Origin of the sequence: Actinoallomurus acaciae (assembly GCF_042429965.1) — a bacterium.
Taxonomy (GTDB): Bacteria; Actinomycetota; Actinomycetes; order Streptosporangiales; family Streptosporangiaceae; genus Actinoallomurus; species Actinoallomurus acaciae.
In genome coordinates this window covers 1-13,864 of the sequence record NZ_JBHLZP010000201.1, presented here as the reverse complement: position 1 = coordinate 13,864, position 13,864 = coordinate 1, and the positions used below count along the sequence as shown (strand labels likewise).

15 protein-coding genes and 1 pseudogene are annotated in these 13,864 nt (G+C 70.5%); 8 read left to right on the top strand and 8 right to left on the bottom strand.

Features of this window, described 5'->3' with window-relative positions; all coding sequences use genetic code 11:
• Positions 1-335: alcohol dehydrogenase catalytic domain-containing protein (locus ACFFNX_RS25005; RefSeq protein ID WP_378206952.1), on the bottom strand; the 335-nt coding region annotated here is incomplete at its 3' end.
• An 85-nt stretch (positions 336-420) separates the two neighbouring features.
• On the opposite strand from ACFFNX_RS25005, the gene ACFFNX_RS25000 reads away from it, so the two are divergent.
• Positions 421-765 (top strand): ArsR/SmtB family transcription factor, encoded by a 345-nt coding sequence (locus tag ACFFNX_RS25000; RefSeq protein ID WP_378206949.1) that lies wholly within the window; start codon positions 421-423, stop codon positions 763-765.
• A 196-nt stretch (positions 766-961) separates the two neighbouring features.
• Positions 962-1,414, top strand: a complete 453-nt coding sequence (locus ACFFNX_RS24995; protein WP_378206946.1) for a PH domain-containing protein — start codon at positions 962-964, stop codon at positions 1,412-1,414.
• 6 nt (positions 1,415-1,420) lie between these two features.
• Here ACFFNX_RS24995 and ACFFNX_RS24990 read toward each other — a convergent pair whose 3' ends face one another.
• Genes ACFFNX_RS24990 through ACFFNX_RS24965 form a run of 6 tightly spaced genes read right to left on the bottom strand, consistent with a single transcriptional unit; the run spans position 1,421 to position 8,275 of the window.
• The gene (locus ACFFNX_RS24990) at positions 1,421-2,815 is read right to left on the bottom strand and encodes an NAD(P)/FAD-dependent oxidoreductase (RefSeq protein WP_378206943.1); all 1,395 of its coding nucleotides are present in this window, start codon (positions 2,813-2,815) and stop codon (positions 1,421-1,423) included.
• A 7-nt stretch (positions 2,816-2,822) separates the two neighbouring features.
• Positions 2,823-3,647 carry an ABC transporter permease gene (locus ACFFNX_RS24985; protein WP_378206940.1) on the bottom strand — a complete coding sequence of 275 codons (825 nt, stop codon included), beginning with the start codon at positions 3,645-3,647 and terminating at the stop codon, positions 2,823-2,825.
• Positions 3,644-4,498 (bottom strand): ABC transporter permease, encoded by an 855-nt coding sequence (locus ACFFNX_RS24980; protein WP_378206938.1) that lies wholly within the window; start codon positions 4,496-4,498, stop codon positions 3,644-3,646. The genes ACFFNX_RS24985 and ACFFNX_RS24980 overlap by 4 nt, the downstream gene beginning before the upstream one ends.
• A 3-nt stretch (positions 4,499-4,501) precedes the next feature.
• Entirely contained in the window at positions 4,502-5,719 is a 1,218-nt protein-coding gene (locus ACFFNX_RS24975; RefSeq protein ID WP_378206934.1) for a polyamine ABC transporter substrate-binding protein, read from the bottom strand.
• Positions 5,720-5,721: 2 nt separating this feature from the next.
• A complete protein-coding gene (locus tag ACFFNX_RS24970; RefSeq protein WP_378206931.1) occupies positions 5,722-6,849 on the bottom strand; it encodes an ABC transporter ATP-binding protein in 1,128 nt (375 codons plus the stop codon).
• Position 6,850: 1 nt separating this feature from the next.
• Complete coding sequence (locus tag ACFFNX_RS24965; protein ID WP_378206928.1) at positions 6,851-8,275, bottom strand: gamma-aminobutyraldehyde dehydrogenase; 1,425 nt, start codon at positions 8,273-8,275, stop codon at positions 6,851-6,853.
• 150 nt (positions 8,276-8,425) lie between these two features.
• Between ACFFNX_RS24965 and ACFFNX_RS24960 the strand changes: the two genes are divergently transcribed.
• Genes ACFFNX_RS24960 through ACFFNX_RS24935 form a run of 6 tightly spaced genes read left to right on the top strand, consistent with a single transcriptional unit; the run spans position 8,426 to position 13,560 of the window.
• On the top strand, positions 8,426-8,926 hold the full coding sequence (locus ACFFNX_RS24960; protein WP_378206925.1) for an Lrp/AsnC family transcriptional regulator: 501 nt from the start codon (positions 8,426-8,428) through the stop codon (positions 8,924-8,926).
• Positions 8,927-8,952: 26 nt separating this feature from the next.
• Positions 8,953-10,308: an aspartate aminotransferase family protein gene (locus ACFFNX_RS24955; protein ID WP_378206922.1), complete on the top strand. Its 1,356-nt coding sequence runs from the start codon at positions 8,953-8,955 to the stop codon at positions 10,306-10,308.
• Entirely contained in the window at positions 10,293-10,952 is a 660-nt protein-coding gene (locus tag ACFFNX_RS24950) for a pyridoxamine 5'-phosphate oxidase family protein (protein ID WP_378206919.1), read from the top strand. The genes ACFFNX_RS24955 and ACFFNX_RS24950 overlap by 16 nt, the downstream gene beginning before the upstream one ends.
• Positions 10,953-10,998: 46 nt before the next feature.
• The gene (locus tag ACFFNX_RS24945; RefSeq protein WP_378206916.1) at positions 10,999-11,529 is read left to right on the top strand and encodes a PadR family transcriptional regulator; all 531 of its coding nucleotides are present in this window, start codon (positions 10,999-11,001) and stop codon (positions 11,527-11,529) included.
• Positions 11,526-12,194, top strand: coding sequence for an ABC transporter ATP-binding protein (locus ACFFNX_RS24940; protein ID WP_378206913.1), 669 nt, complete (start codon positions 11,526-11,528; stop codon positions 12,192-12,194). The genes ACFFNX_RS24945 and ACFFNX_RS24940 overlap by 4 nt, the downstream gene beginning before the upstream one ends.
• A gap of 37 nt (positions 12,195-12,231) precedes the next feature.
• Positions 12,232-13,560: an FtsX-like permease family protein gene (locus tag ACFFNX_RS24935; RefSeq protein WP_378206910.1), complete on the top strand. Its 1,329-nt coding sequence runs from the start codon at positions 12,232-12,234 to the stop codon at positions 13,558-13,560.
• Here the strand turns inward: ACFFNX_RS24935 and ACFFNX_RS24930 are convergent.
• Positions 13,561-13,864, bottom strand: a pseudogene (locus ACFFNX_RS24930) (hypothetical protein); the annotation flags it as partial.

The following is a 13,864-nucleotide window of genomic DNA, read 5'->3' as shown; positions in this document are numbered from 1 at the left end:
CGGGCGGGCACGGGCACGGCGGAGGCGGCGGGCACCCGTACGACCTCGGCCAGGCCGCCGCCACCGGTGAACGCGGCGACCCGCCGGCCCGGCTCCAGGCCCGTGACGCCCGGCCCGACCTCCCGGACCGTCCCGGACACCTCCAGGCCCGGCCGGTACGGCCAGGCCTTGGCGTAACCGGGGTCACCGCGGCGGGCCATCACGTCGAGGAAGTTGATCCCGGCGTACTCCACCTCGACGGTCACCTCGCCGGCGCCCGGCCGAGGCTCCTCGGCCTCCAGGACGCTCGTCCGACCGGCGTCGCGGGACGGCCCGGTCATGACCAGTGCGCGCATGACGGCTCCTTCGATTTTCGATGTTCGTAGAACGACGAAAACCGTACAACCGTTGTACGATGCTTGTCGAATGAAAGAGGGAACGATGCCGAGATCCCAGCGCCGCCGTACGGCGCTCACCCATCCCGAGCCGGAGGACTTCGACGTTCTGGACATCCTGCACGCGATGTCCGACCCGACCCGGATGACGATCGTCCGTACCCTGCGCTCCGCGCCGGAGCGCGCGTGCGGGACGTTCCCGGTCGACGTCGCGCCCTCGACGCTGTCCCACCACTTCCGCGTGCTGCGCGAATCCGGGGTGATCCGGCAGCGCGAGGAGGGCACGCGCCGGTGGACCGCGCTCCGTGAGGAGGAGCTCGGCCGCCGCTTCCCGGGGCTGCTGGACGCGATCGTCACCGCCTACGAGGCGAGCGCGGCCGCCGGGACGTGAGGGCGGTTCGCCGCGCGCCGCCTCCGCACCGACGGCGTCACCGGCGACTGGGTCTCCGGAGAACAGGCCACGCGCGGCCAAATGGATCACGAACGCGGCGACCTCGGGTTAGAGTGCGGACGTGCCGATCCCGGGTTTTCTGGCTGTACGCAACGTCAATCCGCACCACCTCCAGAGATACCTGCTTCCGCAGGAGATGGACGATGACACGGTGTTGATCCGTCGTCATCCCGCCGTGTTCCTACAGCAGATCTTCGAGTCGCTCGGCGCGCTGATCCTCGCCGGTGTGCTCACCGGCTTCGTGCACAACTCCACGGCCATCACCATCATCTGGGTGGGATTCTTGATGGTCGTCTCCCGGCTCGCCTTCAAGGTGTTCGAGTGGTCCGATGAGTTCTTCGCGGTCACCAAGGTCCGCGCCATGCTCGTCCACGGCATCCTCACGCGGCGCGTCGACATGATGCCGCTGTCGAAGGTCACCGACCTGACGGTCGACCGCTCGATCCTGGGCCGGATGCTGGGGTACGGCACGATCGTGCTGGAGTCCGCCGGCCAGGACCAGGCCCTGTCGAAGGTGGAGTACGTCCCCGAACCCGAGTCGATCTATCTCGACATCTCCGCGGTGGCGTTCGGCCACGGCGACGACTGAGCCCGGTCAGGAGTCGAAGCCGACGCCGAAGGCGTCGAGGGCGCGCAGCCACAGGTTCCGGCGGCCGTCGCGCCGGTCCGCGCGCGCCAGCGACCAGCGCGTGAGCTGCACCGCGCCATACCTCAGCGGCTCCGGCGGGAACGGCACCGGCTTGGAGCGGACCATCGCCGACCGGGTGCGCTCGGTCTCCTCGCCCGACAGCAGGTCGAGCATGACGTCCGCGCCGAACCGCGTCGCGCCGACGCCGAGCCCGGTGTACCCCGCGGCATACGCGAGCCGCCCGCCGTACGCGGTGCCGAAGAAGGCGCAGAACCGGCTGCACGTGTCGATGACGCCGCCCCAGGCGTTGGTGAACCGCACGCCGTCGAGCTGCGGGAACGTCGCGAAGAAGTGCTCCGCGAGCGTCGCGAACGTGGCCGGCCGGCGCTCGAGTTCGGCGCGGACCGCACCGCCGAAATGGTAGATCGCGTCGTAGCCGCCCCACAGGATCCGGTTGTCGGCGGTCAGCCGGTAGTAGTGGAACCGGTTGCCGGAGTCGCCCACGCCCGTACGGCTCCGCCAGCCCACCGAGGCCAGCCGAGCGTCGGAGAGCGGCTCGGTGACCAGCGCGTAGTCATAGACCGGCGCGATGAAGTGGCGCAGGCGGCGCAGCGGCGCGGGGAAGCCGCCGGTGCCGAGCGCGACCCTCCCGGCGGTGACCGTGCCGTACGGCGTCCGCAGCCGGAGCCCGCCGCCCTCCTCCTCGATCGCGCGCACCGGGGTGCGCTCGAAGATCCGCACGCCCGCGGCCAGGCACGCCCGCCGCAGTCCCCAGGCGAGCTTGGCCGGGTGCACCAGCGCGACACCGTCCCGGTCCCACAGACCGCCGCGGTAGGTCGGCGAGTCCACCTCGGCCCGCACGGCCCCGGCGTCGAGCAGCTCCAGGCTCCGCCCGGCCTCCTCCGCGCGCCCGGCCAGCTCGGCGAGGTCGGTGAGCTGCCAGTCCTCGGTGGCGACGGCCAGTTCGCCGGTGCGTTCGAACTCCGCGTCGATGCCGTACCGCGCGAGCGCGGCCTCGATGCCGTCGAGGTTCTCGCGGCCGAGCCGCTCCAGCGTGGCGATCTCTTCGGGCCAGCGGGCCAGGCCGTTGCCCAGCCCGTGGGTGAGGCTCGCCGCGCAGAAGCCGCCGTTGCGCCCGGAGGCGGCGCCGCCGGCGACGTCGGCCTCCAGGAGGACGACGTCGAGCGACGGGTCGCGTTCCCGGGCGCGCAGCGCGGTCCACAGTCCGGTGTACCCGCCGCCGACGACCGCGAGGTCGCAGGAGACCGGGCCGGTCAGGGCGGCGGCGGGCTCGGGCACCGCCGGATCGGTCAGCCAGTACGGCGTGGGCTCGGCATCGGCCAGTGCCCTCAGCGCGTCCATCAGACCCTCACCTGCGCCGCCGGGCCAGCAAAGCGTTGCCGACCGCGAGCAGCATGCCCGCCGCGAAGATCAGCGTGCCCATGACGTTGACCTGCGGCGGAAGGCCGTTCTTCTGCGCACCCCAGATCCACAGCGGGAACGTCAGGGTGGAGCCGCTGTTGAAGCTCGTGATGATGAAGTCGTCGATCGACAGCGCGAACGCCAGCAGGGCGCCGGCCAGCACCGCCGGAAAGATCATCGGCAGGGTCACGAGCCGGAACGCGGTCCAGCCGGTCGCCCCCAGGTCGCGGGCCGCCTCGTCGATCGCCGGATCGAGGGTGAGCACCCGCGAGCGCACGGTGACCGCGACGAACGAGAGCGAGAACATGACGTGCGCGATGACGATCGTCCAGTAGCCGCGCCCGACGTTCAGCTGCACGAAGAAGGACAGCAGGGACGCGCCCATGACCGTCTCCGGCGCGGAGATCGCGGCGAACTGCACGAGGTTCAGCGAGCCCTGCCCGCGGAAGCGGTACCGGCCGAGGGCGAGCCCGATCAGCGTGCCGAGGACGGCGCTGACGACCGTGGCGATCAGCGCGATCGTCAGGGAGTTCACCAGGGCCGTGGTCAGGTCCGGCACCGAGAACAACCGGCCGTACCACTTGAACGTGAAGCCCTGCCAGGTGAGGTTGAGCCGGCCCTTGGTGTCGTTGAACCCGAACGCGATCATCACCGCGATCGGCAGGCACAGCCAGACGATGATCAGCCAGGTGTAGCCGAAGAGCAGCCGGTCGCCCCAGCGCCCGCGCGGCGCCGTACGGGCGCTCTCCGTCGCCGTCGCCGTCGTCGTCATCGCGTCGCCACCTCCAGGACGTCCTCGGTGCCCAGCGCCCTGGCGTACAGGAAGATCCCGATGAGCAGGATCGCCATCAGCGTGAAGGACAGCGCCGCGGCCTGCGGGTAGTCGTTGTTCACCAGGTAGAGGTTCTGGATGATGTTGCCGATCATCGTGTTGTTGGTGCCGCCGAGCACGGTGGCGTTGACGTAGTCGGCGCTGACCGGAACGAACGTCATCAGCACCCCGGCGAACACCCCGGGCAGCGAGAGCGGGAACACCACCCGCGCGAACGCCTGCGCCGGCGAGGCGTACAGGTCGCGCGCCGCCTCGATCATCTTCGGGTCCACCCGCTCCAGCGCCACGTAGATCGGCAGCACCATGAACGGCAGGTAGTTGTACGTGAGACCGGCCACGACCGCGAACCCGGTGGCGATCACGTGGAAGTCCTGCGGCAGCAGTCCGGCGTGCTTGAGCGGGGACAGCACGATGCCGTCGTCGGCCAGCAGGAACTTCCAGGAGAAGGTCCGCAGCACGAACGACACGAAGAACGGCAGGAGGATCAGGAACAGGAACGTCGTCTTGCGCGCGCCGCCGCGGAAGGCGATCCAGTACGCCACCGGGTAGGCCAGCACGATGCAGGCCGCGGTGGCGATCACCCCGTAGACCAGCGACCGGATGAGCTGGTCGTCGTAGTCGGACAGGGCGTCGGTGTAGTTCTGCCAGTGCCAGGTGAGCGAGAAGCCGTTGACGACGTCGCCCTGCATCAGCGAGAACGACAGCATCACCACCATCGGCACCACGAAGAAGATGGCGAGCCAGAGCCCCCCGGGCAGGATCAGCGCGTACGGCGCGAGGCGTCGGCGCATCGGTCAGCCCGCCGTGATGTGCTGGAAGACGGCGCTGTATTCCTTCTCCTCCGCGGGGGTCAGCGAGCGGTAGTGCCGCAGCTTGGCGTAGTCGGCTTCGCTGGGGAACACGAGCGGGCTGGTGGCCACCGACTCCAGCGTCTTCTTCTTCGCGCCGGTGGCCTTGGCGGCGTCGGCCGCGATGACCCCCTTGGCCGCCGGCACCGGCGTCACGTAGTTGATGAACTCCGTGAGGTCGGCGGCGATCTCGGGCCGGTAGAAGAAGTCCATCATCATCAGCGCGTCGACCGGGTTGTCCGCGGTCTTGGGGATCATCATGTTGTCGGTCCAGATCGTGGCGCCCTCCTGGGGGATGACGAACTTCAGGTTCGACCCCTCGTTGAGGTTCTGCTGGAAGATGTCGCCGGACCATGCCATGGTGAGCCACACGTCGCCGCGTGACAGCGCGTCGATGTAGTCGTTCTCGTAGTACTTACGGACGATGCCCTTGTCCTTTTGCTCCTGGAGCCTGGCGCCGGCCTTCTTCCAGTCGTCCGGGGTCGACTTCTCCGGGTCGACGCCGACCGCGAACATCCCGAAGTTCCCGATCTCCTGCACGTCGGACATCATCCCGACCTTGCCCTTGAACTTCGGGTCCCACAGGTCCTGGATGCTGGTGATCTCACGCCCGGTCTTGGCGGGGTCGTACGCGATGCCGGTGAGCCCCGTCGCGTACGGGACGCTGTAGACGTTCCCCGGGTCGAAGGACTCCTGCCGGTACGCCGCGCCCACGTTCTTGGTGAAGTTCGGCATCTGGGAGTGGTCGAGCGGCACGAGGTAGCCGAGTTCGACGAGCTTGGTGAACTCCAGGCCGTTCGTCACCACCATGAGGTCGTAGCCGATCGACTGTCCCGCCTGAAGCTGCGGGGCGATCTTGCCGAACCACTGCGGGTCGTCCGAGATGACCTCCCGGTAGGTGACCGTGATACCGGTCTGCCGGGTGAACTCCTTCAGCGGCGTCCTGGCCTTGTCGATGTAGAGGGTCCAGTTGGCGAAGTTCAGGTGGCCCTTCTTGGTCTTGCCGGCCCAGTACTTCTGCACGTCGGTCTGCTTCGGCGGGGCGGCCTTCTGACCCTTGACGCCGCAGGCGGCCAGGCCGAGGCCCGCGCCGGTCAGGCCGAGGAGCCGGAGCGCGTCGCGGCGGCCCGTCATGCCGCGGAGGAGAGCGGGGGACGTGTTCATGGTCAGGCTCCGATCACGTAGGAGTGGCGCGGATCCCACGACAGCCAGACGCTGTCCCCCCGGGTGGCGACGTCGTCCGCGGAGGAGACGTTCTGCACGAAGACGACGACCTCGGCGCCGGTGGAGGTCGTCACGTTGTAGTTGGTGAACATGCCGAGGTACACGACCTCGGTCACGGTGCCGCGCAGCGCGCAGCCGTCGCCGGCCGGGGGATCGGAGCGGACGTCGATCTTCTCCGGCCGTACGGTGAGCTCGATCTCCTCGCCCGGCGCGGCGGCGCAGGGCACGACGATCCGTTCCTCCGGGCCGGGCTCGATGACCGCGCGACCCGCGCCGGCGCGGGCGACGGTGCCGGACAGCACGTTGGAGGTGCCGATGAAGCCGGCGACGAACGTGGTCGCGGGCCGTTCGTAGATCTCGCGCGGCGTGCCGAGCTGCTCGATCCGGCCGTCGCTCATCACCGCGATGCGGTCCGACATCGTCAGCGCCTCGTTCTGGTCGTGCGTCACGTACACGAACGTGATGCCGACCTCGCGCTGGATGCGCTTGAGCTCGACCTGCATCGCCTGGCGGAGCTTGAGGTCCAGCGCGCCGAGCGGCTCGTCGAGCAGCAGGGCGCGGGGGCGGTTGACCAGGGCGCGGGCCAGCGCCACGCGCTGCTGCTGGCCGCCGGACAGCTCGCGCGGGCGGCGTTTCTCCCGGCCCTTCAGGTCGACGATCTCCAGCATCTCACCGACGCGCCGCGCGGCCTCGCTCCTGGCGACCCCCTTGCGGCGCAGCCCGAACGCGACGTTCTCCTGCACGCTCATGTGCGGGAACAGCGCGTAGGACTGGAACACCATGTTGACGTCCCGCTTGTTCGGCGGCACGCCGACGACGTTCCGGCCGTGCAGGAAGACCTCACCCTCGGTGGGTTCGTCGAACCCGGCGATCATCCGCATCGTCGTGGTCTTGCCGCATCCGGACGGGCCGAGCAGCGAGAAGAACTCGCCCTCGCCGATGGACACGTCGAGACCCCGGACCGCCGCGACCGTCTCACCGCGTGCCTGGAACGTCTTCTTGACGCCTTTCAGCTCGATCGCCGCGAGGTCGGTACCGACGGGGACGCCCGCCTCTTTCGTCTCGGTCAAGTCAGACTCCGATGTGACTCATCACGTGCTTGATCCGCGTGTAGTCCTCGAACCCGTACATCGACAGGTCCTTGCCGTACCCCGAGTGTTTGTAGCCGCCGTGCGGCATCTCCGACGCGAACGGGATGTGGGTGTTGATCCACACGGCGCCGAAGTCCAGGCCCTTGGCCATCCGCAGCGCACGGCCGTGGTCCGTGGTCCACACGCTCGCCGCCAGGCCGTACTCCACGCCGTTGGCCCAGCGCAGCGCCTGTTCTTCGGCGGTGAAGCGCTGCACGGTGATGACCGGGCCGAAGATCTCGTCCTGGATCATCTCGTCGTCCTGGGCGAGCCCGGTGACGACGGTGGGCGCGTAGAAGTAGCCGCGGTCGCCGAGGCGCTCGCCGCCGGCGACGACCTCGGCGTGCGCGGGCGCGCGGTCGAGGAAGCCGCTCACCCGGGCGAGCTGGTCCGCGTTGCCGAGCGGGCCGTAGAAGGCGTCCTCCTCCGACGGCGGGCCCACCTTGGTCCGGCGCGCCCGCTCGGCCAGGGCGGCGACGAGGTCGTCGTGGACGCCGGGACCGGCGATCACCCGGGTGGCCGCGGTGCAGTCCTGGCCCGCGTTGAAGTAGCCCGCCTCGGCGATGCCCTGGGCGGCGCGTTCCACGTCGGCGTCGTCGAAGACGACCACGGGGGCCTTGCCGCCGAGTTCGAGGTGGACCTTCTTGAGCGTGTCGGCGGCCTGCCGGGCGACCTCCTTGCCCGCCCGTACGGATCCGGTGACCGAGACCATCTGCGGAATCCGGTGCGCCACGAGTTCGCGCCCGGTGTCGCGGTCGCCGCAGACGACGTTGAGCACGCCGGGCGGGAGGAACCCGGCCGCGACCTCGGCCAGCAGGAGCGTGGTGACCGGTGTGGTCTCCGCGGGTTTGAGCACGACGGTGTTGCCCGCCGCGAGCGCCGGCGCGATCTTCCAGGTGGCCATGACCATCGGATAGTTCCACGGCGTGACCTGCGCACAGACGCCGATCGGCTCGCGGCGGACCATCGAGGTGTGGCCGGCGAGGTACTCCCCCGCCGGCCGGCCCTCGAGCAGGCGTGCGCAGCCGGCGAAGAACCGGAACTCATCCACCATCGGGCCGATCTCCTCGTCCCGGGTGAGCTGAAGCGGTTTGCCGGTGTTGCGGCACTCGGCCTGGACGAACTCCTCCGCCCTGGCCTCGATGGCGTCGGCGATGCGGAGCAGGGCCAGGCTGCGCTCGGCGGGCGTGGCGTCGCGCCAGGCCGGGAAGGCGGCCTCGGCCGCGGTCATCGCCGCGTCGACGTCCGCGGGTCCCGACACCGGCGCCTGGTCGTACGGCTCGCCCGTGCTCGGGTCCACCACGTCGGAGACGCGGCCGTCCTTGGTCTCGGCGTACTCGCCGCCCACGAAGTTTCGCAGAGTCACCCTCGACCTCCGGATCCGAAAACGGATGGCCCCGACCATGGCAGAACAACCGGGGTGAAACAAGGGATTCCGTTGTTACAATCGGATTTCACGATGGATTCCTTGACAATCCAGGCATAGATGACACGATGTCGCATCGAGGAGGACTCGATGAGCGACGACCACCCATCCCCCGTCCGGCAGGCGCCGAACGGGCGGCGCGCCGGGGTGACCCTCGACGAGACGTCAAAGAAGATCATCGAACTGCTACAGGCGGACGGACGCCGCTCGTACGCCGCGCTCGGCAAGGCCGTCGGCCTGTCGGAGGCGGCGGTACGCCAGCGGGTGCAGCGGCTGCTCGAAGCCGGCGTGATGCAGATCGTCGCGGTCACCGACCCTCTGTCCCTGGGGTTCCTGCGGCAGGCGATGATCGGCGTCAAGTGCGAGGGCGACCTCGCCACGGTCGCGGACGCGCTGGCCGCGATGGAGGAGATCGACTACGTCGTCATCACCGCCGGATCCTTCGACCTGCTCGCCGAGCTCGTCTGCGAGAACGACGACCACCTCCTGGAACTCCTGGGCCGCATCCGGGCCATACCGACCGTCACCGGCACCGAGAGCTTCGTCTACCTCAAACTGCGCAAGCAGATCTACTCCTGGGGAACGCGATAACCCAGCGTAAGGAGGCTGAGCGGCCCATGAACACACAGGATTCGGCAAAACGTCATCTGTGGCTCCACTTCACCCGGATGTCGGCGTACAAGGACACCGACGTGCCGGTCATCGTGCGCGGTGAGGGACCCTACGTCTACGACGACCGGGGACGCCGCTACCTGGACGGACTGTCCGGCCTGTTCGTCTCCCAGCTCGGCCACGGCCGCACCGAGCTCGCCGAGGCCGCGGGCCGCCAGGCCGGCGAGCTGGCCTACTTCCCGCTGTGGTCCTACGCGCACCCGAACGCCGTCGAGCTGGCCGAGCGCCTGGCCGCCCTCGCGCCCGGCGACCTGAACCGGGTGTTCTTCACCACGAGCGGGTCCGAGGCGGTCGAGTCGGCGTTCAAGCTCGCCCGCGCCTACTTCAAGCTGACCGGGCAGCCGGAGCGCTACAAGGTGATCAGCCGGGACATCGCCTACCACGGCACCTCGATGGGCGCGCTGTCGATCACCGGCCTGGCCGGCATCAAGCCGCCGTTCGAGCCGCTCGTGCCCGGGTCCGTCCGCGTGCCGAACACCAACTTCTACCGGGCCCCGGAGCACGGCGACTCACTGGAGCGGTTCGGGCGGTGGGCGGCGGACGAGATCGAACGCGCCATCCTGCGCGAGGGGCCGGAGACGGTGGCCGCGGTGTACCTGGAGCCGGTGCAGAACTCCGGCGGCTGCTTCCCGCCGCCGCCCGGCTACTTCCAGCGGGTGCGCGAGATCTGCGACCGGCACGGCGTGCTGCTCGTCTCCGACGAGGTGATCTGCGCGTTCGGACGCCTCGGCCACTACTTCGGCGCCGAGCGCTACGGCTACCGGCCCGACGTCATCACCTTCGCCAAGGGCCTGACCTCCGGCTACTCGCCACTCGGCGGCATGCTCGTCGACGACCGGCTGATGGAGCCGTTCACCGAGGGCGCCGCGACGTTCCTGCACGGCATCACCTTCGCCGGGCACCCGGTCTCCACCGCCGTGGCGCTGGCCAACCTCGAGGTGTTCGAGAAGGAGAAGATCCTTGAGAACGTCCGCGCGAACGAGGCCGGTTTCCGCGCCGGCCTCGAACGGCTGAACGACCTGCCCATCGTCGGCGACGTCCGCGGCGACGGCTACTTCTACGGCATCGAGCTCGTGAAGGACAAGGCGACCAGGCTCACCTTCGACGACGACGAGTCCGAACGGCTGCTGCGCGGATTCCTGTCGCCGGCGCTGTACGAGGCGGGCCTGATCTGCCGTGCCGACGACCGCGGCGACCCGGTCATCCAGCTCGCGCCGCCGCTGATCTGCGGGCCGGAGCACTTCGACGAGATCGAGCGGATCCTGCGGTCGGTGCTGACGGAGGCGTGGACCCGGCTGTGACGCCGCTGTCGTCCACCGACCGGACGCGGCTGCGGAGACTGCGCGACCAGGGCCGTACCGACCGGGCGGCCCTGGTCGCGGTGCTGCGCGCCGGGTTCGTCTGCCACCTCGGCGTCGTCGTCGACGGCACTCCGATGGTCGTGCCGACGGTGTACGGCTTCGACTCCTCCTTCCTGTACTTCCACGGGTCGGTCGCCAGCCGGAGCCTGGCCGGCGGACGGACGGCGTGCGTGACGGTGACGCACGTGGACGGGCTGGTGCTGGCGCGCTCGGTGTTCGAGCACGGGGTCAACTACCGCAGCGCCATGGTGTACGGCCTGCCGCGCGTGCTGTCCGGGGCGGCCAAGCTCGAGGGGCTGCGCGTCCTGACCGAGCACGCGGCGCCCGGCCAGTGGGACTACGCGCGGCGGCCGAGCCGCAAGGAGCTGGCCGCCACAGCGATCTTCGCGCTGCCGCTGGACGAGGCGTCGGTGAAGGTCGCGGAGGGGCCGCCGACGGACGGCGACGGACCCGACGCCTCGCTGGGGCTGTGGGCCGGGGTCGTGCCGCTGGGGGTCGTCCGCCGCCCGCCCGTGCCCGACCCGGCGCTGCCGCCGGGACTCCCGGTCCCCGCACACATCACCGCGCTCGCCGAGGAGGCGTGACGCAAGCTATTCATCGAATGAATACATCACGTGTATAGTCCCCGGCATGTCGACCGGGCACATCCTGCTGGGCCTGCTCACCGAGCGGCCCAAGCACGGCTACGAACTCAAACGCGAACACGACGAACGGCTCCCCGGCGCCAAACCGCTCGCGTACGGGCAGGTCTATGCGACCCTGCAGCGGCTCCAGCGCGACGGGAAGGTCGCGGTCACCGGTGTCGCCCAGGACGCCGGACCCGAGCGGACCGTCTACGAGATCACCGGTAAGGGGACCGACGACGTCCACCGCTGGCTCGACGAGACCGAACGGCCGGCGCCGTACGTTTCGAGCCCGCTGTTCACCCGCGTCGTGCTGGCCCTGGTCGCCGAGGGCTCGGCGGACGACTACCTGCTGCGTCAGCGCGGCGCGCATCTGGAGCGCATGCGCGAACTGACGGCGCGCAAGAACACGGCCGAAACGACGGTCGGCGAGCTGCTCGCGGCCGACTACGCCCTCCACCATCTCGATGCCGACCTGCGGTGGATGGAGACCGCCCGGCGACGCATCGACGAACTCACCCGAGAGGTCCGCTCATGACCGTCCTGGAAGCCCGCCGCATCGAGAAGGCCTTCGGCCGGACGCGCGCCCTGCGGGGCCTGTCCACGGCGATCGAACCCGGTGAGGTCGTCGCCGTGACCGGACCCAGTGGATCGGGCAAGTCCACCCTGCTGCACTGCCTGAGCGGCATCATGCGCCCCGAGACCGGTGAGGTGCACTACGCCGGGCAGCGCGTCGACACGCTCGACGACGCCGCGCGCACGAGGCTCCGCCGGGAACACTTCGGCATCGTCTTCCAGTTCGGGCGGCTCGTCCCCGAGCTCACCGCCGTGGAGAACGTCGCGCTGCCGCTGCTGTTCGACCGCCACGGCCGCGAGGAGGCGATCACGGTGGCCCGCGGCCGGCTCGAGGAGGCCGGTGCCGCGGAGATCGCCGGCGCACGTCCCACGGAGCTCAGCGGGGGCGAGCTCCAGCGCGTCGCGGTGGCTCGCGCGCTCGTCACCGGCCCCAAGGTCATCTTCGCCGACGAGCCGACCGGTGCGCTCGACTCGGTCGCCGGCGAGCACGTGCTGTCCCTGCTGCTGTCCGCCGCCCGCCGGGACTCGGCGACGGTCGTCATCGTCACGCACGACAACCAGGTCGCCGCCTACGCCGACCGCGAGATCGTCCTGCGCGACGGCGTCATGGCCGGTGTCGCGGCATGAGCGAGCGGATCGAGCAACCGACGGCGAAGGAGGATTCATGAGCGCACTCTTCGGTGTGGCCCGCATGCTCGGCCGTGGCGGATCGCCCGTCGAGCGCACGCGGGCGCGGCTACTGGCCACCGGGTCCGCGTCCGCCACGTGGTTCCTGCTCGCCGCCGCCAACGTGCTGACGCTGCGCGGGCATCTGAATGAATGGCTCGGCCCGGCCTCACAGTCCGGCACGCGCGGCGGCACCGCGCTGGCGCTCGCGCTCCTGCTCCTGCCGGTGGCGGCCTTCCTTCACCAGGTGAGCCGGCTGGCGTCCGCGGACCGGGAACGACGGCTGTCCGCGCTCCGGCTGGCCGGGGCGACGCCCGCGCAGGTGCGACTTCTCGGCGCGCTGGAGACCACGCGTTCGGCCCTGGTGGGCACGGTCGCCGGCGCCGTCTCCTACCTCCTGGTCCAGTGGGCCGCGCGTGCCCTGCTGCTCGATCCCGGATCGCCCGCGGACGTCGGTATCCCGCCGGCCCTCTGCGCCGTGTCGATGGTGATCGTGCTCGCCTCCGCCGCGGTGTCCGGCATGCTCGCGGGCCGGCACGTCGTGGCCACCCCGCTCTCCGTGACGGTCCGCGCGGCTCGCGTGAGCCGCCGGCGGCTCACCCGCCCGCTGGTCATCGCGGCCGCTCTCCTCCTGGTCGTCGCGCTGTTCAGCCCGATGGTCCTGCCACGCGTACGGCCGATCGCCGGTCTGGTCGCGTTGGGCATCCTGACGGCCGGTGCGCCGGCCTCCCCTCGGATGCTGGTCGGCTTCTGCGCACGGGTGGCCGGACGCCGTGCCCGCACGGCCGAGACGCTGCTCGCCGCCCGTACGCTCGAGGCGGATCCGCGTCCGTGGGGCCGTACGCTCTCGGTCGTCGCCCTGGCGGTGACGGTCGGCAGCGCGGCCGGCTGCCTCCAGGCCGGGATGCTGGCCGAACACCGCATGTCCGAGCCGTTCTGGCTGTCCAGCTTCATCCTTCTCGACCTGGTCCTGCTGGTCGGGATCGCCGTCGCCGGTTCGGCACTGTTCGTGCATCACGCCGAATATCTCCTGGAGCACGGTTCGATGCTGGCCACGCTCAAGGCCACCGGTACACCCGAGACGGCGCTGCGTCGCGTGCTCATGCGGCAGGCCCTGATCGCGGCCACTCCGGCCTGCGCGCTGGCCGCGCTGATCGGCTTCGTCCCGATGGCCCTGCCGCTGCGGTTCGGCCTGTGGTGGCTGTGGGCGATCCCGCACGCCCTGTTCATGGTGGGCCTGGGCGTCCTCGCCTCGGTCCTGGCCGCGTTCTCCTCGCGGCGCCGGCTGAGCCGGTCGGTGGCGCCGGTTCGGCTGCGGACCGAGTGATCAGCGGAGGGGGCTCAGGTCGGGCACCGATCCGGGCCGGTTGAGCAGCACGTACCCGTCCTGCTGACGGACCACCGAGTAGCCCTCGCGCCGCAGGAGGGTCACCCGGTCGCGCTGGGCCTGGAGTGAGGGGAACGGGAAGTCCCGTACCGCCACGTCGGCCACCACCCACGGGGCCCAGCGCGGCCGGTCGTCCCACAGCAGCACCCGCGTGCGGCCGCTCAGCTGCGGGCCGACCCCGTTGGGCGCCTCGACCAGCGCACCGTCCGGCACGGCGGGCAGGATCGCGGCCGCGGCCCTGGCC

What these genes read in the sequence shown, in the direction of transcription:
- ACFFNX_RS24980 (WP_378206938.1), bottom strand. Translation starts at nt 4,498, where the DNA reads ATGCGCCGACGCCTCGCGCCGTACGCGCTGATCCTGCCCGGGGGGCTC.
- ACFFNX_RS24945 (WP_378206916.1), top strand. Translation starts at nt 10,999, where the DNA reads ATGTCGACCGGGCACATCCTGCTGGGCCTGCTCACCGAGCGGCCCAAG.
- ACFFNX_RS24955 (WP_378206922.1), top strand. Translation starts at nt 8,953, where the DNA reads ATGAACACACAGGATTCGGCAAAACGTCATCTGTGGCTCCACTTCACC.
- ACFFNX_RS24940 (WP_378206913.1), top strand. Translation starts at nt 11,526, where the DNA reads ATGACCGTCCTGGAAGCCCGCCGCATCGAGAAGGCCTTCGGCCGGACG.
- ACFFNX_RS24935 (WP_378206910.1), top strand. Translation starts at nt 12,232, where the DNA reads ATGAGCGCACTCTTCGGTGTGGCCCGCATGCTCGGCCGTGGCGGATCG.
- ACFFNX_RS24985 (WP_378206940.1), bottom strand. Translation starts at nt 3,647, where the DNA reads ATGACGACGACGGCGACGGCGACGGAGAGCGCCCGTACGGCGCCGCGC.
- ACFFNX_RS24995 (WP_378206946.1), top strand. Translation starts at nt 962, where the DNA reads ATGGACGATGACACGGTGTTGATCCGTCGTCATCCCGCCGTGTTCCTA.
- ACFFNX_RS25000 (WP_378206949.1), top strand. Translation starts at nt 421, where the DNA reads ATGCCGAGATCCCAGCGCCGCCGTACGGCGCTCACCCATCCCGAGCCG.
- ACFFNX_RS24990 (WP_378206943.1), bottom strand. Translation starts at nt 2,815, where the DNA reads ATGGACGCGCTGAGGGCACTGGCCGATGCCGAGCCCACGCCGTACTGG.
- ACFFNX_RS24960 (WP_378206925.1), top strand. Translation starts at nt 8,426, where the DNA reads ATGAGCGACGACCACCCATCCCCCGTCCGGCAGGCGCCGAACGGGCGG.
- ACFFNX_RS24975 (WP_378206934.1), bottom strand. Translation starts at nt 5,719, where the DNA reads ATGAACACGTCCCCCGCTCTCCTCCGCGGCATGACGGGCCGCCGCGAC.